Source organism: Streptomyces spiroverticillatus, assembly GCA_014650415.1.
In the GTDB taxonomy this organism is placed as follows: Bacteria; Actinomycetota; Actinomycetes; order Streptomycetales; family Streptomycetaceae; genus Streptomyces; species Streptomyces spiroverticillatus.
Map to the genome: position 1 here is coordinate 29,324 of BMUX01000006.1, position 26,461 is coordinate 55,784.

Genomic DNA, 26,461 nt, shown 5'->3' on the forward strand with positions numbered 1-26,461 from the left:
GCCGTCAGGCCCGGGCCGTGAGCCGCCGTCGGTCCGTGCCCGGGAGTGCGGTCACCTGCCTTTTGCGGCGACCGACTGTTCGTAGGCGGCCACCACCTCGTCGGCGGGTCCGTCCATCCGCAGTGTGCCCGACTCCAGCCACAGGGCCCGGTCGCAGGTCTCGGTGACGGTCTTGTGGTGGTGGCTGACCAGGAACACCGTGCCCGCCTGTTCGCGCAGTTCGGCGATGCGGCGGCGGCTGCGCTCCTGGAAGCGGGAGTCGCCGGTGGACAGGGCCTCGTCGATCAGGAGCACCTCGTGGGTCTTGGCGGCGGCGATGGAGAACTTCAGGCGGGCCGACATGCCGGAGGAGTAGGTGTTCATCGGCAGCGAGACGAAGTCGCCCTTCTCGTTGATGCCGGAGAACTCGACGATGGAGTCGTAGCGCTCGGCGACCTCCTGGCGGGACATGCCCATCGCGAGAGTGCCGAGGACGACGTTTCGTTCACCCGTCAGATCGTTCAACAATGCGGCGTTCACGCCCAGCAGGGAGGGCTGGCCCCGGGTGAGCACCCGGCCCCGGTCGGCGGGCAGGAGGCCGGCGACCGCCTTGAGGAGGGTGGACTTGCCGGAGCCGTTGGAGCCGATCAGCCCGATCGCCTCGCCCTTGTGCGCGACGAAACTGACGCCCTTGACCGCGTGCACCGTGCGCACGGCGGGGGAGGGTGCGCGGGAGAGCAGCCCGCGCAGGGCCCTGACGGCGTTCCCCCGGCCCGAACCCGCCCCGTGCACGCGGTAGGTGACGTGCAGGCCGTCCACGACGACGGTGGGGGATTCCTCGGCGGTCTGCGGGTGCTCAACCACGGCCGTACCTCTCTTCCGCGCGCCAGAAGTGCACGAAGCCGCCCGCGCCCGCGACGAGCGCCCAGGCGGCGGCCAACGCCCACACGTGCGCCGGGAGCTGCGCGGTGCCGTAGCTGTCGATCAGGGCGTACCGCACCAGTGCGATGTACACGGCCGCCGGATTGCACTCCAGGAGCACGCGCACCACGCCCGGGACGCTGTCGCCCCGGACGAGCTGCGCCACGCTCCACATCACCCCGGACGTGTACATCCAGGTGCGCAGCAGGAACGGCAGCAGTTGCGCCAGGTCCGGTGTGCGGGCCGCCAGCCGGGCCAGCACCAGCGCCACACCGGTGTTGAAGAGGGTCTGGAGCGCCAGGGCAGGCACCACCAGCAGCCAGGAGGGGCGCGGGAGCTGCCCGCAGCACACCAGGACGGCGGCCAGCACGCCCAGCGAGATCAGCAGCTGCTGGAGCTGTTGCAGGGCGTAGGAGACGGGCAGTGCGGCGCGCGGGAAGTGCAGCGCGCGCACCAGGCCGAGGTTGCCGCTGATGGCGCGGGCGCCCGCCATCAGGGTGCTCTGCGTGAACGACCACACGAAGACGCCGGTCACCAGGAACGGCACGAAGTCGCTGACGTCGTCCTTGGTGTGCATCAGCTCGCCGAACACGAAGTAGTACACCGCCGCGTTCAGCAGCGGCGTCAGCACCTGCCACAGCTGGCCGAGCCGGGCGCCGCTGTACTGCGCGGTGAGCCGCGCGGTGGCGAAGGCCGCGACGAAGTGCCGCCGCGACCACAGCTGGTGGACGTACTGCCGCAGACCGGGGCGGGCGCCGCTGACGGTGAGGCCGTGCGCGAGGGCGTAGGCGGTGAGGTCGGGCGGGAGCGGGCGGGGCGGGGCGGTGGAGGTGGCCATGGGGCTGCTTTCGCTCGGTGCGCCGGTTTTGTCGCAGGCGTGGGAGGACGCCGGACGTCCTGCGCCGGGCGGCGTGGTGCCGAGCGGCGAGAGCGTCGGGACGGGACCGTATCGTCGTGGCGTCGACAGTAGGACGCATCGACGTCGAAACGCAACCGTTCCGTCGTGACGCTAGGATTTCGGCCATGACGACCGACCCGAAGACCCCGGACGCCGCAGGAGCAGGCCCCGCCAAGCGAGCCCCCGCCGGGGCCGCGGTGCTGCGCGAGGACGTCACCGAGGCCATCCGCGCCGCCGTCTTCGCCGAACTGGCCGCCGTCGGCTACGCCCGCATGTCCATCGAGGGCATCGCCCGCCGTGCGGGCGTCGGCAAGACGGCCGTCTACCGGCGCTGGAGCTCCAAACTGCACCTCGTCCTCGACCTGGTGTCCGCCGTCGCCGCACAGGGCCTCCCAGCCCCCGCCACGGGCTCCCTGTACGGCGACGTACGCGCCCTGATCGAGGTCCTCGCGCACGCCCTGCGCCACCCCGTCGCCTCCCAGGTGATCCCCGACCTGCTGGTCGAGGCCGTCCGCAACCCGGAGATCGCCGAAGCCATCCGCGCCGCCCTGCTCGACCCCCGCCGCGGTGTCGCCGCCGGACTCGTCCGGGACGCCGTCGCACGCGGCGACCTGCCCGAGGGGACGGACGTCGACCGCGTCCTGGAACTGGTGGCCGGCCCGCTGTACTGGCGGATGGTCGTCGTACGGACCGAAACCACAGAGGGGCCCGAGGGGTACGACACCCACATGGATGACCTCGCGAAGGCGGCCGTCGCCGCGCTCACCGCCTGAACGGGCAGGTGGTGCGGGGAAGATGACGAGAATCGTGGACGGCCGACACACGCGCGGACGTTGACGGCAACAATGGGGGCGCCGCCGTGGTGCGGCATCCTCCATGAGTTGACGTCACAGGGAGAGAACCATGCACCAGTCCGCTTACGACCAGATGGCGCTCTGTGTGAAGGAGTACATGCCCCTGACCAAGCGACACCGCGTCGTCGACCTGGGGTCGCGGATTTCGCCGGGGCAAAGCCTCACCCACCGCGCCCTGTTGGCGGACCACAAGGTGGACTACGTCGGCGTCGACGTCCTCGACGGGCCGAACGTGGACCGGGTCATGGCCGACCCGTACCGCATCCCGCTGAAGTCGCGCAGCGCCGACATCGTCATCTCCGGGCAGGCCTTCGAGCACATCCCGTTCTTCTGGGCCTCCATCATGGAGATCGGCCGGGTGCTGCGGCCCGGCGGGCATGCCTTCATCACCGCCCCCTCGCGCGGCAACGCCCATGACGCACAGGACTGCTGGCGCTACTACCCCGACGGCTTCCGCGCGATGGCCGCCTACTGCGGGCTCGAACTGCGCGAGGCGTTCACCGACTTCCCGCCCATGAAGGGCATCCGGCACGACTACCAGGCCATCGACGCCAAGCACGCCTACTGGGGCGACTCGGTCGGCGTCTTCCGCAAGCCGAGCCGGGCGCCCCACCTGCCGTACCGCATCTCGCGGGCGGTCGTGCGCGAGGTGACGATCCGCTGGGCCAACCACATCGGCGGCGTCGAGGGCATCCCCGCCCCGGGCGCCCACCCGGACCGCAAGCTGGCCGGACGCCCCAAGCAGGTGCCCGCCCCCGCCGCCGAGCCGGTGCAGTAGCCGCCCCTCCCGGAACAGCGGACCACCGGGCGGCCGTCACGCCCGGTGGTCACCCGGATGCCCGCACGTCGCATCCCGAGGGCGCCCACCGGCCCGTTGCAGGGTGACGGGGACATCGATCCCCTCCGGAGGGCGCCCCCGCATGGCCGTCGCATCCCCCGCCGCGCCCCGCACGGCGGCGCGTGGCACGCACCCTGCCGCCCCCCGCCACCGCCCCGCGCCGGCGCCTGTGCGGCGGCTGCCCCCGGCACCGGACCTGGTGCTCGGCGCCGTCGTCTGCTTCCTGGTGTGCATCGCCTGGCGGCTGCCCTGGATCGGCGACCTGGGGCAGCACGCGGCGGTCGTCGAGCGGCTCACCCAGAACCTCTCCGACCCCGGCAGCCCGCTCGTCGCCCGCCCCGGCGACAGCAGCCCGTACTACACGCCCTACACCGTCCTGGCGGCCCTCCTCGCACGGCTGACGGGCCTGCCGACGCTCGCGACGATGAGCGTCTGCGCCACGGCCAACGGCGTCGCCCTGATCGCCGCCCTGCGCTGCTTCGTGCGCACCCTGTCCTCCCGCGCCTGGGCACCGGTGTTCGCCACCCTGTGCATGCTCTTCCTGTGGGGGACGCAACTGTTCCTGTGGAGCGGCCACACCTCCCTGTCGGCACTGTGCCTGTCACTGTCATACCCGAGCATGTTCGCCCTCGCGCTCGGGCTGTACCTGTGGGCGCGCCTCATGCGGGCGACGCGCGGGCACACCGGTGTGCGGCACTGGGCGGTCACCGGGCTGCTGGCCGCCGTGCTGGTGCTCATCCACCCGGTGATGGCGGTGGGGGCGCTGATCGGCTGCGCCGCGGTGTGCGCCGGTACGGTGCGAGGACGCGACCGGGGCATCCTCGCGCGCGGTGCCGCAGCCGCCGCCGGCGCGGTGCTCCCGCTGCTGCTGTGGCCGTACGGGAACGTCCTGTCGGTGCCCGACTCCTCGGCGCTGGACCACTTCCACGTCGTGGCCTACCAGGCGATGCCCGAGCGGTACGGGCTGGCGCTGATCGCCGCACCCGTCCTGCTGCGCCGGTACCGGCGCTCGCGGCGCGATCCCCTGGTGCTCCTGTGCCTGGGCACCGCGGCCGTCACCGCCGCCGGATGGTGCACCGGGCACTACACCTGGGGGCGCGTGCTGCCGTACCTGCTGCTCGGGCTCCAGTGCGCCGTCGCCGTCGAGGTGTGCGCCCGGTGGCCGCGCGCGCGGGTCGAGCGGATCCGCCGCACCCTGCTCGCCGCCGTGCTCGCCGTGGCGCTGCCGCTCGGCGCCTGCGCGCAGGCGGGGGCGGTCCTCTACCTGCTGCCCGCCGACCTGGTGCCGCGTGCGTTCGCCGACCGTGTGCGGTTCCTGCCGCCGTGGCCGGACCTGGAATGGGTGATGCGCCATGTGCACCGGGGGGACGTGGTGTTGACCGACCACTATGTGGCGGAGCGGATGCTCCCCGGCTACGGCGCCTACACGGTGAAGCCCGCCTGGCCGCAACCGGAGATCCCCGTGGCGGAGAGCGACCGAAGAGCCGCCGACGTGGAACGTGCGCTGAGTGGCCGAACTGATGCGCGTCTGCGCCGAAAAGCCGTGTGCAGCGCGGGCGCCGATTGGCTGCTGCTGACCTGGCGACAGTCAATTCCCCCTGGTCAGGGGTTCTTTACGGTGGCCACAGGTCCGGACAAGTCACGTCTCGTACGGGTGGACCTGCACTGCCGAAGCACGTAAACCAAGTGGCCGGATGTTGACGAGATATAGGCGGACGGCGCTATTTCCGCGTACTGTCCGTGCGCATGGTATGGCGTAACGCCGTGAATGGCGTCCTTCAGCAACTGACCGGTTACCAGCTGCGACGCGTCCCGGTTCCAGGCCAACGTCCCCGTCAGGCGGCCCGCCCCGCGGCCGTCGTCCCGGCCCCCGCGCCCAAGCCGAAGCCCAGCCCCAAGCCCAACGTCCTTGAACTGCCCGCCGACTACGACGACGGGGCGAAGGAGATCATCCGTGCGGTGAAGCCGTACTCGATGACCTCTCCCGAGCGGCTCAACGCCTTCATCCTGGCCACCCGGCACATCGTCAAGCACAACATCCCCGGCGCGATCGTGGAGTGCGGTGTGTGGCGCGGCGGCTCCATGCAGGCCTGCGCGAAGACCCTCCTCGCCGAGGGCATCGACGACCGCGAGCTCTACCTCTTCGACACGTTCGAGGGCATGACCCCGCCCACCAAGGAGGACAAGCGGCTCGACGGCAAGTCCGCCGCAGAGCTCCTGGAGGTCTACGGCAAGGACCGGCCGATCTGGGCCGTCGCCTCGCTGGACGACGTCAAGTCCGGCTTCGAGAAGGTTCCTTACCCCGAGGAGCGGCTGCACTACGTGCAGGGCAAGGTCGAGGACACCGTCCCGGACGAGGCCCCGGAGCAGATCTCGATCCTGCGCCTGGACACCGACTGGTACGCCTCGACCAAGCACGAGCTGAAGCACCTGTACTCGCGTCTGGTGAGCGGCGGCGTGCTGCTCATCGACGACTACGGGTACTGGCAGGGCTCGCGGCAGGCCGTCGACGAGTTCCTGGAGGAGACCGGCGAGCAGCTGCTGCTGCTGCGCATGGACGAGGGGCGCATCGCGGTCAAGCCGTAACGCGCACAGGACGGACATGACTGAGGGGCCCGGCGGACAACCGCCGGGCCCCTCAGCCGTCTTTGCGCGCTCTGCTCAGCGCAGCTCCGCCGGGAGCAGGTCCGCGACGGCCTGTGCGGTGGTCCTGGCGTCCTGCTGGGAGGGCAGTACGGATTCGGGCGTGCCGGGGAAGTCGGCGGCGGGGAAGGGGCTCTGAGGGGTGCTGTCGGGTGCGGGGGCCGGGGTGCGGTCCTCCAGCGGTACGAAGCGGGGCAGGCCCTCGGTCTGGCCGAGGAAGACGCGCCGCACCACACGCTCCGCCGCGTGCCCGTCGTCGAACGGGCAGAACCGGGCGCGGAAGGCGGCGCGCAGCTGGGCGGAGCGCGAACCGCGCCAGTGGCCGGTCCGGAAGATGTCGATCAGCTCGTCCTCGGTGCGGGCGATCGCACCGGGCGGGAACTCGCGGATGTCGAAGTAGGTGCCGCGGGACGCCTCGTAGGCCTCCCAGTCGTCGATGTGCAGGACGATCGGCCGGTCGAGGTTGGCGTAGTCGAACATCAGGGACGAGTAGTCCGTGATCAGGGCGTCCGAGGCCAGGCAGAGTGACTCGATCGAGTGATGTTCGCTCACATCGACGATTCGGGCGGAGCTGTGGGAACTCGGCCGGTGCAGCGGACCGTTGGCGAAGTAGTGGGCACGGGTCAGGATCACGTGCCGGGGCCCGAGGGACCGGGCGATGCGTTCGAGGTCGAGCGTCAGGCGCTGGGTCCGCCGGTAGTCGCGGTGCGTCGGAGCGTAGAGGACGGCGGTGGAGCCTTCGGGGATGTTGAGCGAGGCGCGGATGCGGGCGACGTCGTCGGCCGTGGCGCTCTGGAAGACGTCGTTGCGCGGATACCCGTGTTCGAGGGTGGTGTAGGCGGAGGGGTAGGCCCTTCCCCAGACGAGGGAGGAGTGGCGGTTGGAGGACAGCAGGTAGTCCCACTTGTCGGTGTTCGCGAGCAGCTTCTCGAAGTCCATGGCCGCGGCGGGGCGGTCCTGGAGGTCGAGGCCCATCGACTTCAGCGGAGTGCCGTGCTGGGTCTGCAGGAGGACCTGGCCCGGGCGCTTGGTGAGCCGGTGGTCGAAGTTGACGTTGTTCACCAGGTACTTGGCGCGGGCCAGCGCGCTCCAGTACGCGGCCGAGCCGGGGCGCAGCCGGCGGGTGCCGGTGGGGACGGTGTGGGCGTGCGCGGGACCCGTGATCCACGCGGTGCGGACGTGCGGGGCGAGTTCGCGGACCTTCGCCTCGATCGCGGCCGGGTTGCAGGAGTAGCCGCGGTTCCAGTACGCGGCGAACACGGCCTGGTTCTCGCGGACGGGCAGCCGCAGTTGGACGCGGTAGTGCAGCTGCATGGCGGCCGACCGCACGGTGCGCAGCAGGGCGCGGGTGCGGGAGGTGACGGTGCGGCGCACGGCCTGGACGAGGGCGAGTGCCCGGTACGTGCGGTGGCTGCCCAGTCGCACCAGCGCCTGCCGGAGCCGGGTGCGGGGCGAGGGCGCGGCGATCCGCGGGGCGGCGGGGGCGCCGGGGCTGCGGAAGGCTGCGGCCGGGGCGCCGACGCCGGACCCCGGGCCCGTGCCGGTGACCAGGCGCAGGGCGGCGGCGTCACCGGCGGCGGTGCCGGGGGTGGTCCGCCCGGAGGTGCGGCGGGAGCGGGCGCCGGTGGTGCTGCCGGCGCCGGAGCCCCCGGTGACCCCGCCGCTGCCGGCCTGGGGCGGGACGGCGGCTTCCGGGCCGGGGGTGACCGCGGCCTGCGCGGCCGGGGCCGCTGTCGAACCCCTGCCCGCGCTCGTCCCGGCGCCCGCGCCAGCCCCCGCCCCCGCGCCCTTGGCCGCGCTGCCGGTGTCGGGCGTGGTGGAGGCGAGGCGGCGGGAGGCGGACGCGGCTGCGCGGCGGGCGGTGGCGGTCAGGGTGGCCGCACGCCGGGCGGCCGGGGTGCGCTTGCCCGCACCCGCACCCGCACCCGTGCCCGAACCCGCACCCCCACCCAAACCCGCGTCCGTGCCGGAGTCCGAAACCGAACCCGCGCCCCCACCGCCCCCCGCCCCCACGTCCGTCCCCGCCCCGCTCCCCGCCGCCCGGCGGGCCGAAGCGCTGCGGGAGGCGATTCCGCGGGGGTGGGCGGGGAAGCGGGAGGCGGTGTCCGGGGTGCGGTACTGGCGGCAGTGGGCGCGGGCCCGGCGGAAGAACTCCGCCCGGCTGCCCTTCGGGAGGCGTCCCGGCCGCGTGAAGACCGTACCGAAGTGGTCGATCATGCGGCGGTAGATGACCGGCCGCCAACCCGCCAGCTCCGGGCGGGAGTCGAGGAAGGCGAAGACCCGGTCGTACTGGTCGAACAGGTCGAAGTGCTTGCGGGAGGTGGTGGAGAGGATGTTGCCCTGCCGGCGCTGCCGGTAGTGCACGCACACCTCGTCCAGGGTGGAGAGGGAGGCCGCCGACATCAGGACCGGGTAGGTCCAGGGGGTGTCCTCGTAGTAACCGGACGGGAAGACGAAGCCCTCGCGCTCGACGAAGTCCCTGCGGTACGCCTTGTTCCAGGCGACCATCAGCACGCGCAGCAGCCCGGGGCGGTCCGCGAGCGGGAAGGACGCGGGGCCCTCCTCGTGCAACTCGCTGCTGAACTGGTTGCGTTCGACCTCGCCGCTCCAGAACGTACGGGCGTAGTCGAAGACCAGGACGTCGGGCGAGTCGGACTCCTTCAGCCGGTCGGAGATGGACTGGAGTGCGCCGGGCACCAGGGTGTCGTCGCTGTCGAGGAAGAGCAGGTAGTCGCCGCGGGCCCGCTCCATGCCGAGGTTGCGGGCGTTGCCGAGGCCGCCGTTCTCCGCCAGGTGCAGGGGGCGTACACGCGGGTCGCGGGCGGCGTACTCGTCGATGAGGTCGCCGCACGCGTCCGGCGAGCAGTCGTCCACCGCGATCAGTTCGAAGTCGTCGAAGGACTGGGTCAGCACCGAGTCAAGGCACTCCTCCAGGTATTCCTGGACCTGGTAAGCGGGCACGATCACGCTGAACCGGGGCACGGCACATCCATGGGGTCGACGCGGGCAGGGCGGGCCGCGCCCGACAAGGCGGGCGGGCCGTATGCCCGGCAACGGGCCATGTGCGAGGCCGGTTACGCCGGATGCGGCATACGGGGGAAGTTCCCGGGGCTGCTGACACGGAAGAGTGGTTCGCAGACGTCAAGGAGCTGACACGGAAGGGTGGTTCGGCCCATTGGGGCCGAACCACCCTTCACGTACCACCACTTGAGGAGGACCTACTTCACTGCCCCCGCCATCACCCCCGACACGAACTGCTTCTGGAACGCGAAGAAGACGATCAGCGGGATCACCATCGACACGAAAGCGCCCGGCGCCAGCACGTCGATGTTGTTGCCGAACTGGCGGACCTGCTGCTGCAACGCCACCGTGATCGGCGGGTTCGTGGCGTCCGCGAAGATCAGCGCGATCAGCATGTCGTTCCACACCCACAGGAACTGGAAGATCCCCAGCGACGCGATGGCCGGTCCGCCCAGCGGCATGACCACCCGCGTGAACAGCCGGATCTCGCCCGCCCCGTCGAGGCGTGCCGCCTCCAGGAGTTCACGCGGGATCTCCGCGAAGAAGTTCCGCAGCAGGAAGATCGCGAAGGGCAGCCCGAAGGCGACGTGGAAGAGGACGACACCGAAGGTCGTCTCGAAGATGCCGATGACACCGAACAGCTTCGCCACCGGTACGAGCGCCACCTGCACCGGCACCACCAGCAGCCCCACGACCACCATGAACCACCAGTCGCGGCCGGGGAACTCCATCCACGCGAACGCGTACCCGGCCAGCGCCCCGATGACGACGACCAGCACCGTCGCCGGGACGGTGATCAGGGCCGTGCTGAGCAGGGAGTCGAGGACGGTGTCGTTCTGGAGGACCGCGGAGTAGTTCTTGAGGGTCAGCTCGGCCGGTTTGGTGAAGACCTGCCACCAGCCGCTCGCCGCGATGTCGGAGGTGTCCCGCAGCGACGAGATCAGCAGTCCGATCGTCGGCATCAGCCAGAACAGCCCGACCAGGACCAGGAAGACGCGCATCACCCCGCCGCCGGCCGCCGCCGCGATCCGCGCCGGAAGGGACCGCTTCGCCCTGACGATGTCCGTGTTGACCGTCATCGGCCCTGCTCCTTCCGCATACGACGGATGTTGAAGAGCATCACCGGAATCACCAGCAGCAGCAGGAACACCGCGATCGCGGAGCCGATGCCCAGATCGGCGTCGGTGCCGAACGACGACTGGTACAGCTGGAGCGCCAGTACGTTCGCATCGTCCAGCGAGTCGCCCGGCGCGATGATGAACACCAGGTCGAAGATCTTCAGGACGTTGATCATCAGGGTGACCGTGACGACCGCCAGCACCGGTGCCAGCAGCGGCACCGTGATCCGGCGGAACACCTGCCACTCGTTCGCCCCGTCCACCCGGGCCGCTTCCAGGAGTTCACGCGGCAGCCCGGCGAGCCCCGCCGCGATCAGCACCATCGCGAAACCGGCCCACATCCAGATGTACGAGCCGATGATGGCCGGAGTCACCACGTTCGGCCCGAGCCAGTTGACGCCGTTGTACTGCTCGCGGAAGTTGTCGGCGGGCAGCCGCAGTTCGGCGCCGTCAGCCTTGGCGGAGAGGGAGAAGGAGCCGTCGGCCGCGGCCTCGGTGGACTCGACGACCTTGCCGTCCTTGACCGCCTCGATGGTCAGCCCCTTGAGGCCGGACTCCTTGCTGTCGATGACGTTCGGCTTGCCGCCGCCGCCCTTGGTGAAGTCCAGCCACGCCGTCCCGGTGACCCGGTCGGGCGCGGTCGGCGGGGCCTTGGCGAGCTGCACGTCCTTGGGCATCTGGGCCGCCGCGACACCGATCAGCGGCAGATTGACCTGCTGCCCCACCCGTACCGGCACTTTCGTGATGTACGCACCGCCGCCCGCCGCCTTGAGCGGATGGACCGGCAGCGGACGCGCCTTGGGGAAGACGGAGGACTCGGCGAACGTGTCGTGCACGCCCACCCAGACCGCGTTGGCCACCCCCTTGTCCGGGTCCTGCTCGTACACCAGCCGGAAGATGATGCCCGAGGCGAGCATGGAGATCGCCATCGGCATGAAGACGACCAGCTTGAACGCCGTTCCCCAGCGCACCCGTTCGGTGAGCACCGCGAAGATCAGACCCAGCGCGGTGGAGACGGTCGGGGCGACGACCACCCAGATCAGGTTGTTCTTGATCGCGGTCAGGATGGAGTCGTCGGTGAAGAGCGAGACGTAGTTGTCGAAGCCCACGAAGCCGGTGCCGGGCTTGTCGAAGAGGCTGCGGTAGACGGAGTACCCGATGGGGTAGACCACGAGCGCGCCCAGCAGGACCAGCGCGGGCAGCAGGAAGCCGAACGCGATGACCTTGCGTGTGCCGGTGACGCTCTTGCGTTGCCCAGGGACCTTGTCTGGGGTGGCGGGGGGCGGCGTCACGCTCGCCGCACCCCCCGCTGTCGCGGAACCCACGGCGTCAGTTCTTGTACGCCGCGGCCGCTTCGGTCTCCAGCTTCGCTTGCGTGCCCGCGATGTCCTTCGGGCTGCGCACGAAGTCCTGGAGGATCTTCCACTCGCCCTTGCCGGGCGTGCCGCCGAAGGACTGCGGCGCCTGGTCCGACATGTCGAAGCGGAAGTCGTCGCCCGCGCCGATCAGCGCCTTCGCGATGTTGCGCAGCGTGTCGTTGGGGTACGCCGACATGTCCACGGACTTGTTCGGCGAGATGAAGCCGCCGGCGCCCGCCGAGATCTTCGCGGAGTCGGTGGAGGCCAGGAAGGTCATCAGGGCCTTGGTCGCCTTGGTGTCCTTCAGCGCCACCGCGACGTCGCCGCCGGTCACCACCGGTGCCTTGTCACCGACCGCCGGGAACGGGAACACCTTGGCGTCGGTGCCCAGCTTCGCCTTCGCCTGCTCGATGTTGACGGCCACGAAGTCGCCCTCGAAGACCATCGCACCCTTGGGCGCGCTCCCTGCGAAGGTGTTCTCCACGGACTTCGTGAACGCCGTGCCGACCGCGCCCTTCGCGCCGCCGACCAGGTAGTTCTCCTTGCTGAAAAGCTGCGCCATGGTGGTCAGCGCATCCTTCACGGACGAATCGGTCCACTTGATCTCGTGCTTGGCGAGCTGGTCGTACTTCTCCGGGCCCGCCTGCGAGAGGTAGATGTTCTCGAACCAGTCGGTGAGCGTCCAGCCGTCCGAGCCGCCCACCGAGACCGGGACGACACCCGACTGGGAGATCGTTTCCGCAGTGGCCAGGAAGTCCTTCCAGGTCTTGGGCTCGCTGGCCCCCGCGTCCTCGAAGTATTTGGTGTTGTACCAGATCAGCGACTTGTTCGCGGCCTTGTAGTACACCCCGTACTGGGTGCCGTCGACGGCCGCGATGTCCTTCCAGCCCTTGGAGTAGTTCTTGTCCAACTGGGCCTGGGTCTCCGGGTCGACGGGCTTGAGCCACTTGTTCGTGACGGCCTGCTTGAGCGCGCCCGGCTGCTGGAGCAGCGCGACGTCCGGGGGAGTGCCGCCGGATATCTTCGACCCGAGGTAGGTGAGCATGGCGTCCTGGGTCGGCACATAGCTGACCGTCGCCCCGGTGCGCTTCTCGAACTCCTTGAGGACCTTCTTGAAGTTCTCGCCCTCGGCACCCGTCCACACGGCGATGACCTGGAGCTTCTCGCCCTTCAGGTCGGGGAGCTTGAGGGAGTTCGCGGGCGGCTGCGGAGCGTTCGTGGCGCCGCCCGACTCCTTCGGGTCCTTCTTGCCGTCGCTGTCGCCGCCGCAGCCCGTGAGGGCGAGCGCGCCCGCCGCCGCTGCGGCGATCAGCATCCGCCTGGCCTGCCTGCTGTGCGGCCCTGTGAAAGTGCCACGCTGTTTTTGCTGGTGAAGAGTTGTGCGCATTACTGCCCCGTCTCTCCCGTGCACGTACGAACCGGCCGAGCGCCGCCCTTTGCTGTCCCGTGAACTTCTTTTCCGTGCGTCAGTCCTACGCCCGGCGGTGATGGCCCGCAATAGTGCCTTCGGTGTCAACTCGGCTTTCGTTGTGGCCTCGTGACGTGCGCTTCGCCTGTGGTGGCAGGTGTGCGGGGGAGGGGCTGCAGGGGTACGGGTCGGGGCTCGCGGGATACGGACGGGGGCCGGCGCTCGCTCGCCGGATGCCCGGAGATCGCGGGGGCATGCCTGGAGGGGCGGGGGTGTTTTCCCGGTGCGGGCGGGGCGGGGAGGCGTGCGCTCGCCGGCGCTCTACCGGGTGCGTACGGCCACGCACCCGGTCACCCCTCGCTCACCTGGCCTCCTGCGGTGCCGCCAGCGGCGGCAGCGAGTCCGCGTTGACCGTACGGGCGGCCCGCTCCAGCGCGCTGGCCAGCAGCGCCAGGTCGGTCGGCCCGTTGCCCAGTTCGCGCACCGGGCGGCGGGTCGGCGGGTCGCCCATCCGCTCCCACTCCAGCGGCACCACGGTCGGCCGCTGCGTCGCCGTCCGCGGAATGCGGCCCGTGACCCGGCCGCCCTGGAACGGCGTCACCGAACCGTCCGGGTGCAGCAGCCGCCCCCGCCCCGGCGCGGGCTCCTCGGGCGCGGGCGCGGCGGGCGGCGGATCCAGCACCACCCGCAACAGCCGCTCTCCCCGCGCCAGTTCGGTCTCCGCCGTGCGGTCCGGGCGCGCCGAGGCGGCCACCAGGTGTACCCCGAGGCGCTCCCCGTGCCGGGCCACCGCCTCCAGCGCCCGGACGACGGAACCCGCCGAAGGCCGCCCCGTGCTCCCCAGCGCGGGCGCCACCAGCGCGTCGAAGTCGTCCACCAGCACCACCAGCCGGGGCAGCGCGGAAGGCCCGCCGCCCGCCTGCGCCTGGGCCTGCCGCTCCCGCTCCCGCACGGCGGCGGGCCGCAGCCGCAGCGTCCCGGTGTTCGGAGCCTCTATGTCAGCGGCCCCGGCCGGGCGCACCTGACCGGTCTGCCGCAGATCGCCGCCGCCCGCCTGCGGGTTGGTGCCGCGCTGCGCACCGATCGAGGCGTACGGGGCGGCCGCCTCCGGACCGGGCGCGTGCCCGGGGTCCTGGCGCACCGGGTTCTGCCCGGAGCCGTACCCCTGCGACCGCGCCGCCGGTACCGACGGAGCGGCCGGAGCCGCCGGAGCCGCTGTCAGGGGGGCGCCGCGCCCCGCGTGCCAGTCCGCGAAGTCCAGGTCGCCCAGCAGCTCCCCGCGGCGCTTCAGCTCGGCACCCAGCGCCTGCGCGAACTCCCGCATCCGTACCGGGTCGGAGGCCACCAAGTGGGTAGACACATGCGGCAGTTCGGTGCACACCCGCAGTCCCTCGCCGCGCTCGCCGCCCGCCCCGTCGACCAGGATCAGCCCGAGCCGGTCCGGGCGGGCCGCCGCCGCCAGGGAGGCCGCCGCCGAACGCAGCAGTTCCGTACGACCGCTGCCCGCGGGCCCCTCGATCAGCAGATGCGGGCCGTCCAGCGCCAGGTCCGCGCAGACCGGCCCGCGCGGGCCCGCGCCCAGCACCGCCCACGCCCGCGTCGCCCCGGGTGCCTGCTCGTCGTCGGCCGCGGCCGCCCAACGCGCCATCAGGGACGCCGGGGTCGCCCTGGCCAGACCCAGCTCGTCCAGCAGCCGGGACACCGGCGGCAGCGTCGCCGCCGACAGCCGCCCCGCACCGCGCCCCTGGCCCGGCACCCCGCCGGAGCCGGAGCCCTGGTCCGCCGCGTCCGTGCGCAGCGGGGCCAGCGCACGGGCGAAGCGCTCCGCCCAGGCCGCCGACACCGCGTCCACCGCACCCAGCGTCCCGTGCCCGGCACTGCGCCCGCCCGCCGTGCGCAACACCCGTACCGCCGTGGCCACGTCGCCGCTCAGCAGCGCCACCGCCCCGCACTCGCGGAACGCGGGCGCACTCGCGCAGGCCGTGTCGTACGTCGCCTCCACCGGCGACAAGGGGGACGCGGCCGGGGTCTCGGCCAGGCACAGCACATGGATGCCGTGCGCAGCGCCGTGCGCCGCGAGCCGGGCGGCCGCGTCCCGCAGCCCCGCCGAACCCGGGTCGCCGTCCACGATCACCACCGTGCGCGGTGCGTCCGCCTCCAGCGGGCCCTCCTCCGTACGCCGCACCAGCTCGGCGATCCGGGCGGCGGCCTGGTCGCGGTCGTACGCGAGGAGCAGCCGGCAGTCCTGCCCGTGCGCCGGGCGCAGATGCGGCAGCCAGCCCAGCCAGCCCCACTCGCGGGCCCGCTCCTCGGCGGGCCGCGAACGGTCCGCGCTGATCAGCACGATCTCCAGGTCGGTGGGGGAGTGCAGCGCGGCGAGCTGCGCCACCACGGAACGCGCCAGTCCGGCGAGCCGCGCGCGCGGCCCCGCGAGCCCCAGCGAACCCGCCTCCTTGAGCCCCACCGTCACCGGCACCGACGGCAGCAGCCCCGCACCGTCGGGCGCGGTACGGTCGGCGGTGCCCAGCCGCACCACCAGCGACTCGGGATGCGCGGGACCGCGCTCCCAGAGCCTGGGCCCCGGCTGGAGCGCGGTCAGCAGCAGCGTCGCCGCGTCCGGCCAGGGGTCGGGCACGGAGGCGGCGGGTACGGGTGCGGGCTGCGCGGCGGGAGCGGTTTGGGGCGCGGGGGCCTGCCGGGCGGGCGGCTCGCCCGCGTAGTCGTGCGTCGCCTCGTTGCGGCTCCCGGCCAGGCGGCGGGCCCAACTCCCTATGCCGCCGCGCTTCCTGGGCTCCTCCCGGGCGGGCTCGGACGTCGTACGGGCGTCGGAGCCGCTCTCGACGACCCGGCCCGCGCCGTGCGTCCGGTCGGGCGTCCCGGCGAAGGGGCCCTGGCCCTGGTAGGAGGCGGGCAGACGCGCGGAGGTGCCGTGGTGCGTCCCCGGGAGGTCGCTCTCGCGGTCGTACGGAGCGGGGCCCGGGGCACTGTCCTGGTGCCCGTACGAACCCTGCGCGGGCACCGTCCTGTGCGGCGGCACCCCGTCGGCCGGGGGCCGCCCGCTCACCCGGTGGTGCGAGGCGCTCCCCCCGTACCGCCCGGGGGCGGGAACGGCGGCGGTGGGCGCCGGCGGGGTGCGCGGCACCCGCAGATGCCCCTCGCCGTCCGGGGCGGCGGGCAGGGCGGGGCCGTGCGTGCCCGGCGGGGCCAGCCGAAGGGCGGACTCGCCGACCCGCAGCAGCGCGCCCGGGGCCAGCCGCACCTCCCGGCGGCCGACCTCGCGGCCGTCCAGCGAGGTGCCGTTGGTGGAGCCGAGGTCGGCGACGGTGACCCGGCCGTCCTCGGCGAGGGTGACCGTGCAGTGCAGCCGGGACACGTCCGGGTCGTCCAGCGGTACATCGGCGTCGGCGGAGCGCCCGATCCGGATCTGCCCGCCGTGCAGCAGGTGCACGCCGCCCGCGTCGGGGCCCGCCACCACCTGGAGCTGCGTGAGGTCCGACAGTTCGGGGGCGTCCTCGTCGGCCGGGGCCTGGAGCGAGAGCACCGCCCCGTCCACCAGCGGGGGCTCGCCCAGCGCGCACCGCTGCGCGTCCAGGCGCTCGCGCCCGGCGTACACCACCACCGCGCCCGTGGTCTCCGGGCCGCCCGGACCCTGCACGGCCGCCGCGAGGCCGGAGGCGACCGCGGCCAGGGCCGTCCCGGCGGGGGCGGTGACGAGCACGTCGCAGACCGCCGGGGCGGCGCCCGCCGCCGGCGCTCCGGGCGCGGGGGCACCCTGCGTGGCGGCTCTGCTCTGGCCGCTGCGCGGCGCGAGGACGGTCAGCCGGATCTGCATCGCGTCAGCGGTCCCTTCTGCGCGCGGCGCAGGCGGCGGGGCCGGTGGGAGGCCGCGCAATCCGCCGCTCCCCGCGAGGTCCCCCCACCCGGCGCGGACGCGTCGTCCGGTACAGGTCGGCACCCACCGTGGGGCGTTGAGGGCTTCGTGCGCCCTCGCGTACCCCACAGGTCTGTGCTGATGGCATCCTCGCACCTGCCACTGACAACCCGCCCGCCGCCCGCCACCAAGTGATCTTGAATGGTCGGCTGTGGGCGCAAAAGAACCTGTATGAGGCACGCTCGGACAGCGCGCGGGGAGCTTCGCCGACGTCACGGGCGCGGCCCGCCGAACGGCCGTGACGCACCCCGCACGTGCGTGCGGCAACCATCGGCCCGATGGTCGCGTCTTTCCCGGGAACACGCGTACGACAGGGAGTTCCCTCCCCGAGCCGTCGGGCACGACGCACGTTCGGCCTGTGCCCCGTTCGGCGGCACTACAGTTGGGCAACCAGAAAAGCGGAAGGCCGGGCGGCCGGAACACCGGCGGCCCGCACTCGAACCACGATCAGGGTCAGTCACCGACCAGCAGGGAGTGCATGACGTGCGGCCGGTAGGCAGTAAGTACCTGCTTGAGCAGCCGCTCGGGCGCGGCGCCACGGGCACCGTCTGGCGCGCCCGCCAGCGGGAGACGGCGGGCGCCGAGGCGGCCGTCGCGGGCCAGCCCGGCGAGACCGTCGCGATCAAGGTCCTCAAGGAGGAGCTCGCGAACGACGCGGACGTGGTGATGCGCTTCCTGCGCGAACGCTCCGTGCTCCTGCGGCTCACCCACCCCAACATCGTGCGCACCCGCGACCTCGTCGTCGAGGGCGACCTCCTCGCCCTGGTCATGGACCTGATCGACGGCCCCGACCTGCACCGCTACCTCCGCGACAACGGCCCGCTGACCCCCGTCGCCGCCTCCCTGCTCACCGCGCAGATCGCCGACGCCCTCGCCGCCAGCCACGCGGACGGCGTCGTGCACCGCGACCTCAAGCCCGCGAACGTCCTCCTGGACGAGCGCGACGGTGCGATGCACCCGATGCTCACCGACTTCGGCATCGCCCGCCTCGCCGACTCCCCGGGCCTCACCCGCACCCACGAGTTCGTCGGCACCCCCGCCTACGTCGCGCCCGAGTCCGCCGAGGGCCGCCCGCAGACCTCCGCCGTCGACATCTACGGCGCGGGCATCCTGCTGTACGAACTGGTCACCGGCAGGCCCCCGTTCGCCGGCGGCACCGCCCTGGAAGTGCTGCACCGGCACCTGAGCGAGGAACCCCGCCGTCCCACCACCGTCCCCGAACCCCTGTGGACGGTCATCGAGCGCTGCCTGCGCAAGGACCCCGACCAGCGCCCCAGCGCCGAGAACCTGGCCCGCGCCCTGCGCACCGTCGCCTCCGGCATCGGTGTGCACTCCACCTCCGCGCAGGTCGAGGCCGCCATGGGTGTCGGCGCGCTGCTGGCACCGGACCCGGCGCCGGCGCCCGTTCCCGACACCGGTGCCGGTGCTGGTTTTCCCGGCGAGGCGGACCCGACGCAGGTGCTGCCGAGCAACGCCGGATCGTACGACCCCAACGGTGCGACCAGCGTGCTGCCCTCGACCGGAGGACCCGGCGCCCCGCGCGGTGCGGCCGACCCGACCGCCGTCATGCCGCCGGTTCCGCCCCGCCCGGCGGGCGCCCCCTCAGGTGCCGGCCCCGAGGACCCGCACCCCTGGCAGAACCAGCTGCGCGCCGCCCGCGACCGCAACGAGCAGACCCAGGTGCAGTACCTGGACCCCAGCCAGGACCCGCTGCGCCGCCGCCCCCAGCGCCAGCCGCAGCGCGGCCAGCAGGGCCAGGGACAGCAGGGCCAGTACGGACAGCAGAACCAGGGCGGCTACGGCTACCCCCAGCAGCAGCCCCCGCAGCGTCAGCCCCAGCACCCCCAGCCCCAGCAGAACTACGCCCCCCAGCGCCGGCAGCCCCAGGCCCCGCCCCCGCAGCAGCGGTACGCCCCGCAGCCGCCCCAGCCGCAGCCGCAGGCCCCCACGCCGCCCGCCCCGCGCGAGCCGCGTCCGCCGAGGGAGCCGCGCCGGCGCAGCGCCAACCCGATGCGCATCCCCGGCCTCGGCTGCCTCAAGGGCTGCCTGTTCACGGTCGTCCTGCTGTTCGTGGCGGCCTGGCTGATCTGGGAGCTGACCCCGCTCCAGGAGTGGATCGGCACCACGAAGGGCTTCTTCGCGCAGATCGGCGACTGGTGGGACAGCGCCGTGAAGTTCTTCGACGACCTCGGCGGCTCCAAGCCGTAACGCCGAGCCGTGACCCCCGTGCAGGGTGGTCAGGTTGGAGACTTGTCGACTTCCGGGGGCGGATTTCGTCCCCGGAAGTACGGAATGACGGGCCACAGGGGCCATCCTGTGCACTCAACGCCTCGTCGGCGGCGTACTTTGAGGGCCGACGCCAGCCGCTGAGGGAGCAGTCTTGGCACGGAAAATCGGCAGCCGGTACACCGCCCACCAGATTCTCGGGCGAGGCAGCGCGGGCACGGTGTGGCTCGGCGAGGGACCCGAGGGGCCCGTCGCCGTCAAGATGCTGCGCGAGGACCTCGCCTCCGACCAGGAGCTGGTCGGACGCTTCGTCCAGGAGCGCACGGCCCTGCTCAAGCTGGACCACCCCAACGTGGTCTCCGTACGCGACCTCGTCGTCGACGGCAACGACCTCGCCCTCGTCATGGACCTCGTACGGGGCACCGACCTGCGCACCCGCCTCGACCGCGAACGCAGGCTCGCCCCCGAGGCCGCCGTCGCCATCGCCATCGACATCGCGGACGGCCTGGCCGCCGCCCACGCCGCCCAGATCGTGCACCGCGACGTCAAGCCCGAGAACGTCCTGCTCGACATGCAGGGACCGCTCGGCCCCGGCGGCGCACACCCGGCGCTGCTCACCGACTTCGGCGTCGCCAAGCTCATCGACACCCCGCGCCGCACCAAGGCCACCAAGATCATCGGCACGCCGGACTACCTGGCCCCCGAGATCGTCGAGGGCCTGCCGCCGCGCGCCGCCGTCGACATCTACGCACTGGCCACCGTCCTGTACGAGCTCCTCGCGGGCTTCACGCCCTTCGGCGGCGGCCACCCCGGCGCCGTGCTGCGCCGCCACGTCACCGAGACCGTGGTCCCCCTCCCGGGCATCCCGGAGGAGCTGTGGCAGCTGATAGTGCAGTGCCTCGCCAAAGCCCCCGCCTCCCGCCTGCGCGCCTCCGAACTGGCCGCCGGCCTGCGCGAACAGCTCCCCTCCCTGGCCGGAATGCCGCCGCTGGACGTGGACGAGCCCGAGTCCGAGGCCTCGGTCCCGACCGTCTCGATGGCGTACGAGGACGAGTCCCCCGGCACGGAACCGGCACCGCGCAAGGGGGCCGTGCCCCTGGTCCCCGGCGGCTCCCACGACTCCTCCAACCGCGACACCCACACCTCCATGCGCGTCCCCGCCCCCGACGAGCTGGCCGGCGGCCCGCTGGGGACCGCCCGGGTGCCCCGCACCCCCGGCGACCGCCGCCCCGGCTCCGCCCGGCACCGCTCCGAGGTGCGCCGGCGCCGCCTGATCATGACCACCGCCGGAGTCGCCCTCCTCGCCGCCCTCGGCGTGGGCGGCTGGCTCGCCGCCACCTCCTCCGACGAGGACCCCGCCCCGCCCCCCACCCACTCCTCCCCGGGCCGCCCCTGACCGCACGGGCGAAGGCCCCGGGGAGGGACCCGGGGCCGGGGTCTGCGGGTACCGGTTAGGCTGGTGCACGTGGCAGTCGTCGATGTATCCGAAGAGCTGAAGTCCCTCTCCTCGACCATGGGGTCGATCGAGGCCGTCCTGGACCTCGAAAAGATGAGGGCCGACATCGCCGTGCTCGAAGAGCAGGCCGCGGCGCCGTCCCTCTGGGACGATCCCGATGCCGCCCAGAAGATCACCAGCAAGCTCTCGCACCTCCAGGCCGAGCTGCGCAAGACCGAGGCCCTGCGCGGCCGCATCGACGACGTCGGCGTCATGTTCGAGCTCGCCGCCGACGAGGACGACGCGGACGCCCTCGCCGAGGCCGAGACCGAGCTGGTCTCCGTGCGCAAGGCGCTGGACGAGATGGAGGTCCGCACCCTCCTGTCCGGCGAGTACGACGAGCGCGAGGCGCTGGTCAACATCCGCGCCGAGGCCGGCGGCGTCGACGCCTCCGACTTCGCCGAGCGCCTCCAGCGCATGTACCTGCGCTGGGCCGAGCGGCACAACTACTCCACCGAGGTCTACGAGACCTCCTACGCGGAGGAGGCGGGCATCAAGTCCACCACCTTCGTCGTGAAGGCCCCGTACGCGTACGGCACGCTCTCCGTCGAGCAGGGCACGCACCGCCTGGTGCGCATCTCCCCGTTCGACAACCAGGGCCGCCGCCAGACCTCCTTCGCGGGCGTCGAGGTCCTCCCGGTCGTCGAGAAGACCGACCACGTCGAGATCGACGAGTCCGAGCTGCGCGTGGACGTCTACCGCGCGTCGGGTCCCGGCGGCCAGGGCGTCAACACCACCGACTCCGCGGTGCGCCTGACCCACATCCCCACCGGCATCGTCGTCTCCTGCCAGAACGAGCGCTCCCAGATCCAGAACAAGGCGAGCGCCATGAACGTCCTCCAGGCGAAGCTCCTGGAGCGCCGCCGCCAGGAGGAGCAGGCGGCCATGGACGCCCTCAAGGGCGACGGCGGCAACTCCTGGGGCAACCAGATGCGTTCGTACGTCCTGCACCCCTACCAGATGGTCAAGGACCTCCGTACGGAGTTCGAGGTCGGCAACCCGCAGTCGGTGCTCGACGGCGAGATCGACGGCTTCCTGGAGGCGGGCATCCGCTGGCGCAAGCAGCAGGAGAAGTAAGCACCACAGTTACGTCGACGGAGGCGCCGGGCCCGGAGGGGTCCGGCGCCTTCGCGCGTTGCGGAACCGGGCGCCGTATATGTCACAGCCCTGTGTGCATCTCTCGGGCAAGTGATCGTATAAGCGGGCATCGCGCCCGGAACGTTCTTGACGCCCTTCTCGCGACTGGGGGAGTGTAGCGGGCAGCATGCGTATGTCTGGGGCGGGTGTGAACGGGGGCGAGTGGGCGGCCTCTTGAGAGGCGGTCCCATGAACTGACATCCCCGCCAAGGCCGTTGCCCCTGCATAGCTGCGCCAACGACTCGATTCACAAGAGCTCGCCAGCTACTGGGGGTAGCAACCAGATGACCAACAAGATGCGGGTCCGTGTCGCGCGTATAGCCGCCAGCGCGGTGGTCGCCGCCGGAGCGTCGCTGACCGTCGCGGGTGTCGCGCAGGCCGCCGGTTCCGGTGACGGCGCCAAGGAGAAGGTCGGCGTCCAGCTCGAGGCCGGCCCGGTCAAGCTCGACGCCGGTGTCGACGCGGCCGACGGCGGCACGGAGGGCGGTGCGAACCAGGGCACCACCGACGGTGCGAACCAGGGCACCACGGACGGTGCGAACCAGGGCACCACGGAGGGCGCCGGTGGCGCCGACCCCGGTGGCACGACCGAGGGCAAGCCGACCACGGGTGGCACCACGGAGGGCAAGCCCACCACCGGCGGCACCACGGAGGGCAAGCCCACCACGGGCGGTACGACCGAGGGCAAGCCCACCACCGGTGGCACCACCGAGGGCAAGCCGACGACGGGCGGTACCACGGAGGGCAAGCCCACCACCGGTGGCACCACCGAGGGTCAGCCCACCACGGGCGGTACGACCGAGGGCAAGCCCACCACGGGCGGCACTACGGAGGGCAAGCCCACCACCGGTGGCACCACCGAGGGCAAGCCCACCACCGGCGGCTCCACCGAGGGCACCGGCGGCCAGGAGCCGACCACGCCGCCCACCACCGACCCGACCACCGGCGGCACCGCCGGAACGAGCACCGGCACCGGTGCGAGCGCGGGCACCGGCACCGGCGGCAACGACAACACCGACGCCGACTCCGTCGCCAACCGTCCCGTCGAGCAGGCCAAGCCGAAGGACGAGCTGGCCGCCACCGGCGCCGGTGACACCACGCTCCTCATGGTCGGCGCCGCGACGATGATCGCCGGCGGCATCGCCTTCCGCTTCCTGCCCCGCTTGGGCGGACGCGGCAACACCGCGGCCTGATCCACTGCCGTACGCGTACGAGAAAGGGGCCCGGGGTGCACTCAGCACCCCGGGCCCCACATCACTCTTCGTACCTGCGAACCCCTACGCGGCCTGATGGGCCAGCAGGGCCATCGCCGCCACCAGCACCACCAGCAGCGCCACCAGCGTCGCCGGATTCAGCTGGGCGAACGGCCCTTCCCGCTGCTCCAGGCGCTGCCTGCTCGCCCGGCAGGTCGGGCAGCGGCCCTCGGCCACCGGTCCCGCGCAGTTCGCGCACACCAACCGGTCATAGGTCATGCGCTGTCCTCCTCCGGTCACCGGCCGCACACTCCGCACTACCTGGATGCACATCCCGAATACTTCGCGTTCTCTCCCCATAACGCCCGGGGAAACGCATCCGTTCCCCTCCACTGTGCCAGCCGGACGCCGGACGTGCGCGGCCCGGGAGCAAAGGGCCCCCGGCAAACCGGAGCAAACCGCTCATCGCGGGGAAGCAGCCTGCACGCCCGAGGCCGGGTCGCGTATGGTCACGCACACCTACTACCGGCGACCGTGGTGCACCTGTGATCCGATTCGACAACGTGTCCAAGTCCTACCCGAAGCAGAACCGGCCCGCCCTGCGGGACGTCTCCCTGGAGGTCGAGAAGGGAGAGTTCGTCTTCCTGGTCGGTTCCTCCGGCTCCGGAAAGTCCACCTTCCTGCGGCTGCTGCTGCGCGAGGAGCGCGCCAGCCAGGGGCAGGTGCACGTGCTGGGCAAGGACCTCGCGCGCCTGTCCAACTGGAAGGTCCCCCAGATGCGGCGCCAGCTCGGCACCGTCTTCCAGGACTTCCGCCTCCTGCCCAACAAGACGGTGGCCGAGAACGTCGCCTTCGCGCAGGAGGTCATCGGCAAGCCGCGCGGCGAGATCCGCAAGGCCGTCCCCCAGGTGCTCGACCTGGTCGGCCTCGGCGGCAAGGAGGACCGGATGCCCGGCGAGCTCTCCGGCGGTGAGCAGCAGCGCGTGGCCATCGCCCGCGCCTTCGTCAACCGGCCGATGCTGCTGATCGCGGACGAGCCGACCGGCAACCTCGACCCGCAGACCTCCGTCGGCATCATGAAGCTGCTGGACCGCATCAACCGCACCGGCACCACTGTGGTGATGGCGACCCACGACCAGCAGATCGTCGACCAGATGCGCAAGCGCGTCATCGAACTCGAGAAGGGCCGTCTCGTACGCGACCAGTCTCGCGGCGTCTACGGCTACCAGCACTGAAAGGACGCCGATGCGCGCCCAGTTCGTCCTGTCGGAGATCGGTGTCGGTCTCCGCCGGAACCTCACGATGACCTTCGCCGTCGTCGTCTCCGTCGCACTCTCCTTGGCCCTCTTCGGCGGGGCCCTGTTGATGCGCAACCAGGTCAACGAGATGAAGACCTACTGGTACGACAAGGTCAACATCTCCATCTACTTCTGCAACAAGAACGACGCCGAGACGGGCGTCCCGCAGTGCGCCAAGGGCGCCGTCACGGCGGAGCAGAAGCAGCAGGTCAAGGCCGACCTGGAAAAGATGGACATCGTCGACAAGGTCTATTACGAGGACGCCGACCAGGCGTTCAAGCACTACAAGGAGCAGTTCGGCGACACGCCGATGGCGAACGTCCTGACGCCGGACCAGATGCAGGAGTCCTACCAGATCAAGCTGAAGGACCCCGAGAAGTACAAGGTGGTGACGACCGCCTTCCAGGGCCGGGCCGGTGTGCAGGCCGTGGAGGACCAGCGCTCCATCCTGGACCAGCTCTTCGAGCTGATGAACGGCATGAACGTCGCCGCGCTCTTCCTGATGGGCCTGATGCTCGTCATCGCGCTGATGCTGATCGTGAACACCGTCCGCGTCTCCGCGTTCAGCCGCCGGCGCGAGACCGGCATCATGCGGCTCGTCGGCGCCTCCAGCTTCTACATCCAGGCGCCGTTCATCATGGAGGCCGCCGTCGCCGGTCTCATCGGCGGTGCGCTCGCCTGCGTGATGCTGGTCCTCGGCCGCTACTTCCTGATCGACCACGGCCTCGCGCTCGCCGACAAGATGGAGCTGGTGAACTTCATCGGCTGGGACGCGGTCCTCACCAAGCTGCCGCTGGTGCTCGCGATCAGCCTGCTGATGCCGGCGCTCGCCGCCTTCTTCGCGCTCCGCAAGTACTTGAAGGTGTAGGTCCGGTCGTGACCGTGTAACCCGCGACACCCGTTCCCCCTGTGCCCCGTACGGCAACAAGCCGTACGGGGCACGGCGTTTGTCCTAGACTCGTCGCCATGCCAGGCCCGGAATTCGGTATCCGGCCCCGCGGCCTGTGCCGCGGGGCGGCCCTGACCTTGGTCTTCGCGGGGGCGCTGGCCACCGTCTCGACGACCGGTTCATGGGTGTACGACGACGAGCCGCAGCCCGCGTCGGCGGTGCGGCCCGCCGCACCCCAGGCGACACGCGACGCGGTCGCCCGGGCGGCGGCCGAGGCGGTCGCGGACGGCAAGTCCGGCAAGCAGGCCGCCGAGGAGGCGGTCAGCCGCAGCGGCGACCGCTGGGGAGCGGTCTACGACCCGGCGGAGTACAAGGACTTCGAGAAGTCCCTCGACGGCGAGTACACCGGCGTCGGCCTGGTCGCCAAGCGGTGCGCCGACGGCAGCGTCCAGGTCGAGCGGGTGCGTCCCGGCGGCCCCGCCGCGAAGGCGGGTCTGCGGCGCGGGGACGCGCTGCGCAGCATCGACGGCCGCGACGTGGATCGCCGCCCGGTCACCGAGGTCGTCTCGCTGCTGCGCGGCGACGGCTCGGGCGCCGGGGCGGGCACTCCCGTACGCATCGAGCTCCAGCGGGGCCAGAAGGTGTGGACGCAGGAGGTGCGGCGGGCGAACCTGCCCACCGACGCCGTCACGGTGGAGCAGCTCGCCGACGGGGCGGTGCTGATCCGGGTGACCTCCTTCCCCCGGGGGTCGGGGGAGCGGGTGCGCGAGGCCGTGCGCCGGGCGCCGGCCGGCAAGGGCGTGCTGCTGGACCTGCGCGGCAACGAGGGCGGTCTGGTCGACGAGGCGGTCACCGCGGCCTCCGCCTTCCTGGACGGCGGTCTGGTGGCGACGTACGACGACCGCGGCAGCCAGCGTGCCCTGCACGCCGAGCGCGGCGGTGACACCAGGAGACCGGTGGTCGCGCTCGTCGACGGCGGCACGATGAGCGCCGCCGAACTGGTGACGGGCGCGCTCCAGGACCGGGGCCGGGCGCTGACGGTCGGTTCGCGGACCTTCGGCAAGGGTTCGGTGCAGAAGCCCAGCCGGCTCGCGGACGGCTCGGTCGCCGAGCTGACCGTCGGCCACTACCGCACCCCCGCCGGGCACAATCTGGACGGCAGGGGCATCACGCCCGACCTGGTGGCCACCGAGCGGGCCCAGGAGCGGGCCCAGACAGTATTGAGTGGCCTTCAGGGGGGCTCGTAGTGCGAAA

The 26,461-nt window shown here is 72.2% G+C and carries 19 protein-coding genes; 11 read left to right on the plus strand and 8 right to left on the minus strand.

What is annotated here, in order from left to right; genetic code table 11:
- Window positions 1-51 precede the first annotated feature (51 nt).
- Both IE269_RS17405 and IE269_RS17410 read right to left on the minus strand, forming a co-directional pair.
- Complete coding sequence (locus tag IE269_RS17405) at window positions 52-843, minus strand: ABC transporter ATP-binding protein (RefSeq protein WP_189823925.1); 792 nt, start codon at window positions 841-843, stop codon at window positions 52-54.
- The gene (locus IE269_RS17410; protein WP_189823926.1) at window positions 836-1,738 is read right to left on the minus strand and encodes an ABC transporter permease; all 903 of its coding nucleotides are present in this window, start codon (window positions 1,736-1,738) and stop codon (window positions 836-838) included. The genes IE269_RS17405 and IE269_RS17410 overlap by 8 nt, the downstream gene beginning before the upstream one ends.
- Before the next feature lie 185 nt (window positions 1,739-1,923).
- On the opposite strand from IE269_RS17410, the gene IE269_RS17415 reads away from it, so the two are divergent.
- The 4 genes from IE269_RS17415 (at window position 1,924) to IE269_RS17430 (ending at window position 6,076) form a co-directional block, all read left to right on the plus strand.
- On the plus strand, window positions 1,924-2,571 hold the full coding sequence (locus tag IE269_RS17415; RefSeq protein WP_189823927.1) for a TetR/AcrR family transcriptional regulator: 648 nt from the start codon (window positions 1,924-1,926) through the stop codon (window positions 2,569-2,571).
- A 130-nt stretch (window positions 2,572-2,701) separates the two neighbouring features.
- The gene (locus IE269_RS17420) at window positions 2,702-3,430 is read left to right on the plus strand and encodes a class I SAM-dependent methyltransferase (RefSeq protein ID WP_189823928.1); all 729 of its coding nucleotides are present in this window, start codon (window positions 2,702-2,704) and stop codon (window positions 3,428-3,430) included.
- 142 nt (window positions 3,431-3,572) lie between these two features.
- A complete protein-coding gene (locus IE269_RS17425) occupies window positions 3,573-5,171 on the plus strand; it encodes a hypothetical protein (protein WP_189823929.1) in 1,599 nt (532 codons plus the stop codon).
- A 65-nt stretch (window positions 5,172-5,236) separates the two neighbouring features.
- A complete protein-coding gene (locus IE269_RS17430; RefSeq protein WP_189823930.1) occupies window positions 5,237-6,076 on the plus strand; it encodes a TylF/MycF/NovP-related O-methyltransferase in 840 nt (279 codons plus the stop codon).
- A 75-nt stretch (window positions 6,077-6,151) separates the two neighbouring features.
- On the opposite strand, the gene IE269_RS17435 is transcribed toward IE269_RS17430, so the two are convergent.
- The 5 genes from IE269_RS17435 to IE269_RS17455 all read right to left on the minus strand — a co-directional run bounded on the left by IE269_RS17435 (window position 6,152) and on the right by IE269_RS17455 (window position 16,870).
- A complete protein-coding gene (locus IE269_RS17435; RefSeq protein ID WP_189823931.1) occupies window positions 6,152-9,115 on the minus strand; it encodes a bifunctional glycosyltransferase/CDP-glycerol:glycerophosphate glycerophosphotransferase in 2,964 nt (987 codons plus the stop codon).
- A 236-nt stretch (window positions 9,116-9,351) separates the two neighbouring features.
- Complete coding sequence (locus IE269_RS17440) at window positions 9,352-10,233, minus strand: carbohydrate ABC transporter permease (RefSeq protein WP_189823932.1); 882 nt, start codon at window positions 10,231-10,233, stop codon at window positions 9,352-9,354.
- A complete protein-coding gene (locus tag IE269_RS17445) occupies window positions 10,230-11,597 on the minus strand; it encodes a carbohydrate ABC transporter permease (protein ID WP_189823933.1) in 1,368 nt (455 codons plus the stop codon). The genes IE269_RS17440 and IE269_RS17445 overlap by 4 nt, the downstream gene beginning before the upstream one ends.
- Before the next feature lie 4 nt (window positions 11,598-11,601).
- Window positions 11,602-12,945: an ABC transporter substrate-binding protein gene (locus IE269_RS17450; protein ID WP_189823934.1), complete on the minus strand. Its 1,344-nt coding sequence runs from the start codon at window positions 12,943-12,945 to the stop codon at window positions 11,602-11,604.
- Window positions 12,946-13,399: 454 nt separating this feature from the next.
- The gene (locus IE269_RS17455; protein WP_189823935.1) at window positions 13,400-16,870 is read right to left on the minus strand and encodes an FHA domain-containing protein; all 3,471 of its coding nucleotides are present in this window, start codon (window positions 16,868-16,870) and stop codon (window positions 13,400-13,402) included.
- Window positions 16,871-17,452: 582 nt separating this feature from the next.
- Here IE269_RS17455 and IE269_RS17460 point away from each other — a divergent pair.
- From IE269_RS17460 to IE269_RS17475, 4 genes are all read left to right on the plus strand, one after another.
- Window positions 17,453-19,177 carry a serine/threonine-protein kinase gene (locus IE269_RS17460; RefSeq protein ID WP_189823936.1) on the plus strand — a complete coding sequence of 575 codons (1,725 nt, stop codon included), beginning with the start codon at window positions 17,453-17,455 and terminating at the stop codon, window positions 19,175-19,177.
- A 172-nt stretch (window positions 19,178-19,349) separates the two neighbouring features.
- A complete protein-coding gene (locus IE269_RS17465; RefSeq protein ID WP_189823937.1) occupies window positions 19,350-20,591 on the plus strand; it encodes a serine/threonine-protein kinase in 1,242 nt (413 codons plus the stop codon).
- A 69-nt stretch (window positions 20,592-20,660) separates the two neighbouring features.
- On the plus strand, window positions 20,661-21,767 hold the full coding sequence (gene prfB, locus IE269_RS17470) for a peptide chain release factor 2 (protein ID WP_189823938.1): 1,107 nt from the start codon (window positions 20,661-20,663) through the stop codon (window positions 21,765-21,767).
- A 344-nt stretch (window positions 21,768-22,111) separates the two neighbouring features.
- Window positions 22,112-23,020: a hypothetical protein gene (locus tag IE269_RS17475; protein ID WP_189823939.1), complete on the plus strand. Its 909-nt coding sequence runs from the start codon at window positions 22,112-22,114 to the stop codon at window positions 23,018-23,020.
- An 84-nt stretch (window positions 23,021-23,104) separates the two neighbouring features.
- On the opposite strand, the gene IE269_RS17480 is transcribed toward IE269_RS17475, so the two are convergent.
- Entirely contained in the window at window positions 23,105-23,299 is a 195-nt protein-coding gene (locus IE269_RS17480) for a hypothetical protein (RefSeq protein ID WP_189823940.1), read from the minus strand.
- Between the two features lie 266 nt (window positions 23,300-23,565).
- Between IE269_RS17480 and ftsE the strand changes: the two genes are divergently transcribed.
- The 3 genes from ftsE to IE269_RS17495 all read left to right on the plus strand — a co-directional run bounded on the left by ftsE (window position 23,566) and on the right by IE269_RS17495 (window position 26,454).
- Window positions 23,566-24,255 (plus strand): cell division ATP-binding protein FtsE, encoded by a 690-nt coding sequence (ftsE, locus tag IE269_RS17485; RefSeq protein WP_189823941.1) that lies wholly within the window; start codon window positions 23,566-23,568, stop codon window positions 24,253-24,255.
- Window positions 24,256-24,265: 10 nt separating this feature from the next.
- On the plus strand, window positions 24,266-25,186 hold the full coding sequence (gene ftsX / locus IE269_RS17490) for a permease-like cell division protein FtsX (RefSeq protein ID WP_189823942.1): 921 nt from the start codon (window positions 24,266-24,268) through the stop codon (window positions 25,184-25,186).
- 98 nt (window positions 25,187-25,284) lie between these two features.
- Complete coding sequence (locus tag IE269_RS17495; protein WP_189823943.1) at window positions 25,285-26,454, plus strand: S41 family peptidase; 1,170 nt, start codon at window positions 25,285-25,287, stop codon at window positions 26,452-26,454.
- Window positions 26,455-26,461: the final 7 nt, after the last annotated feature.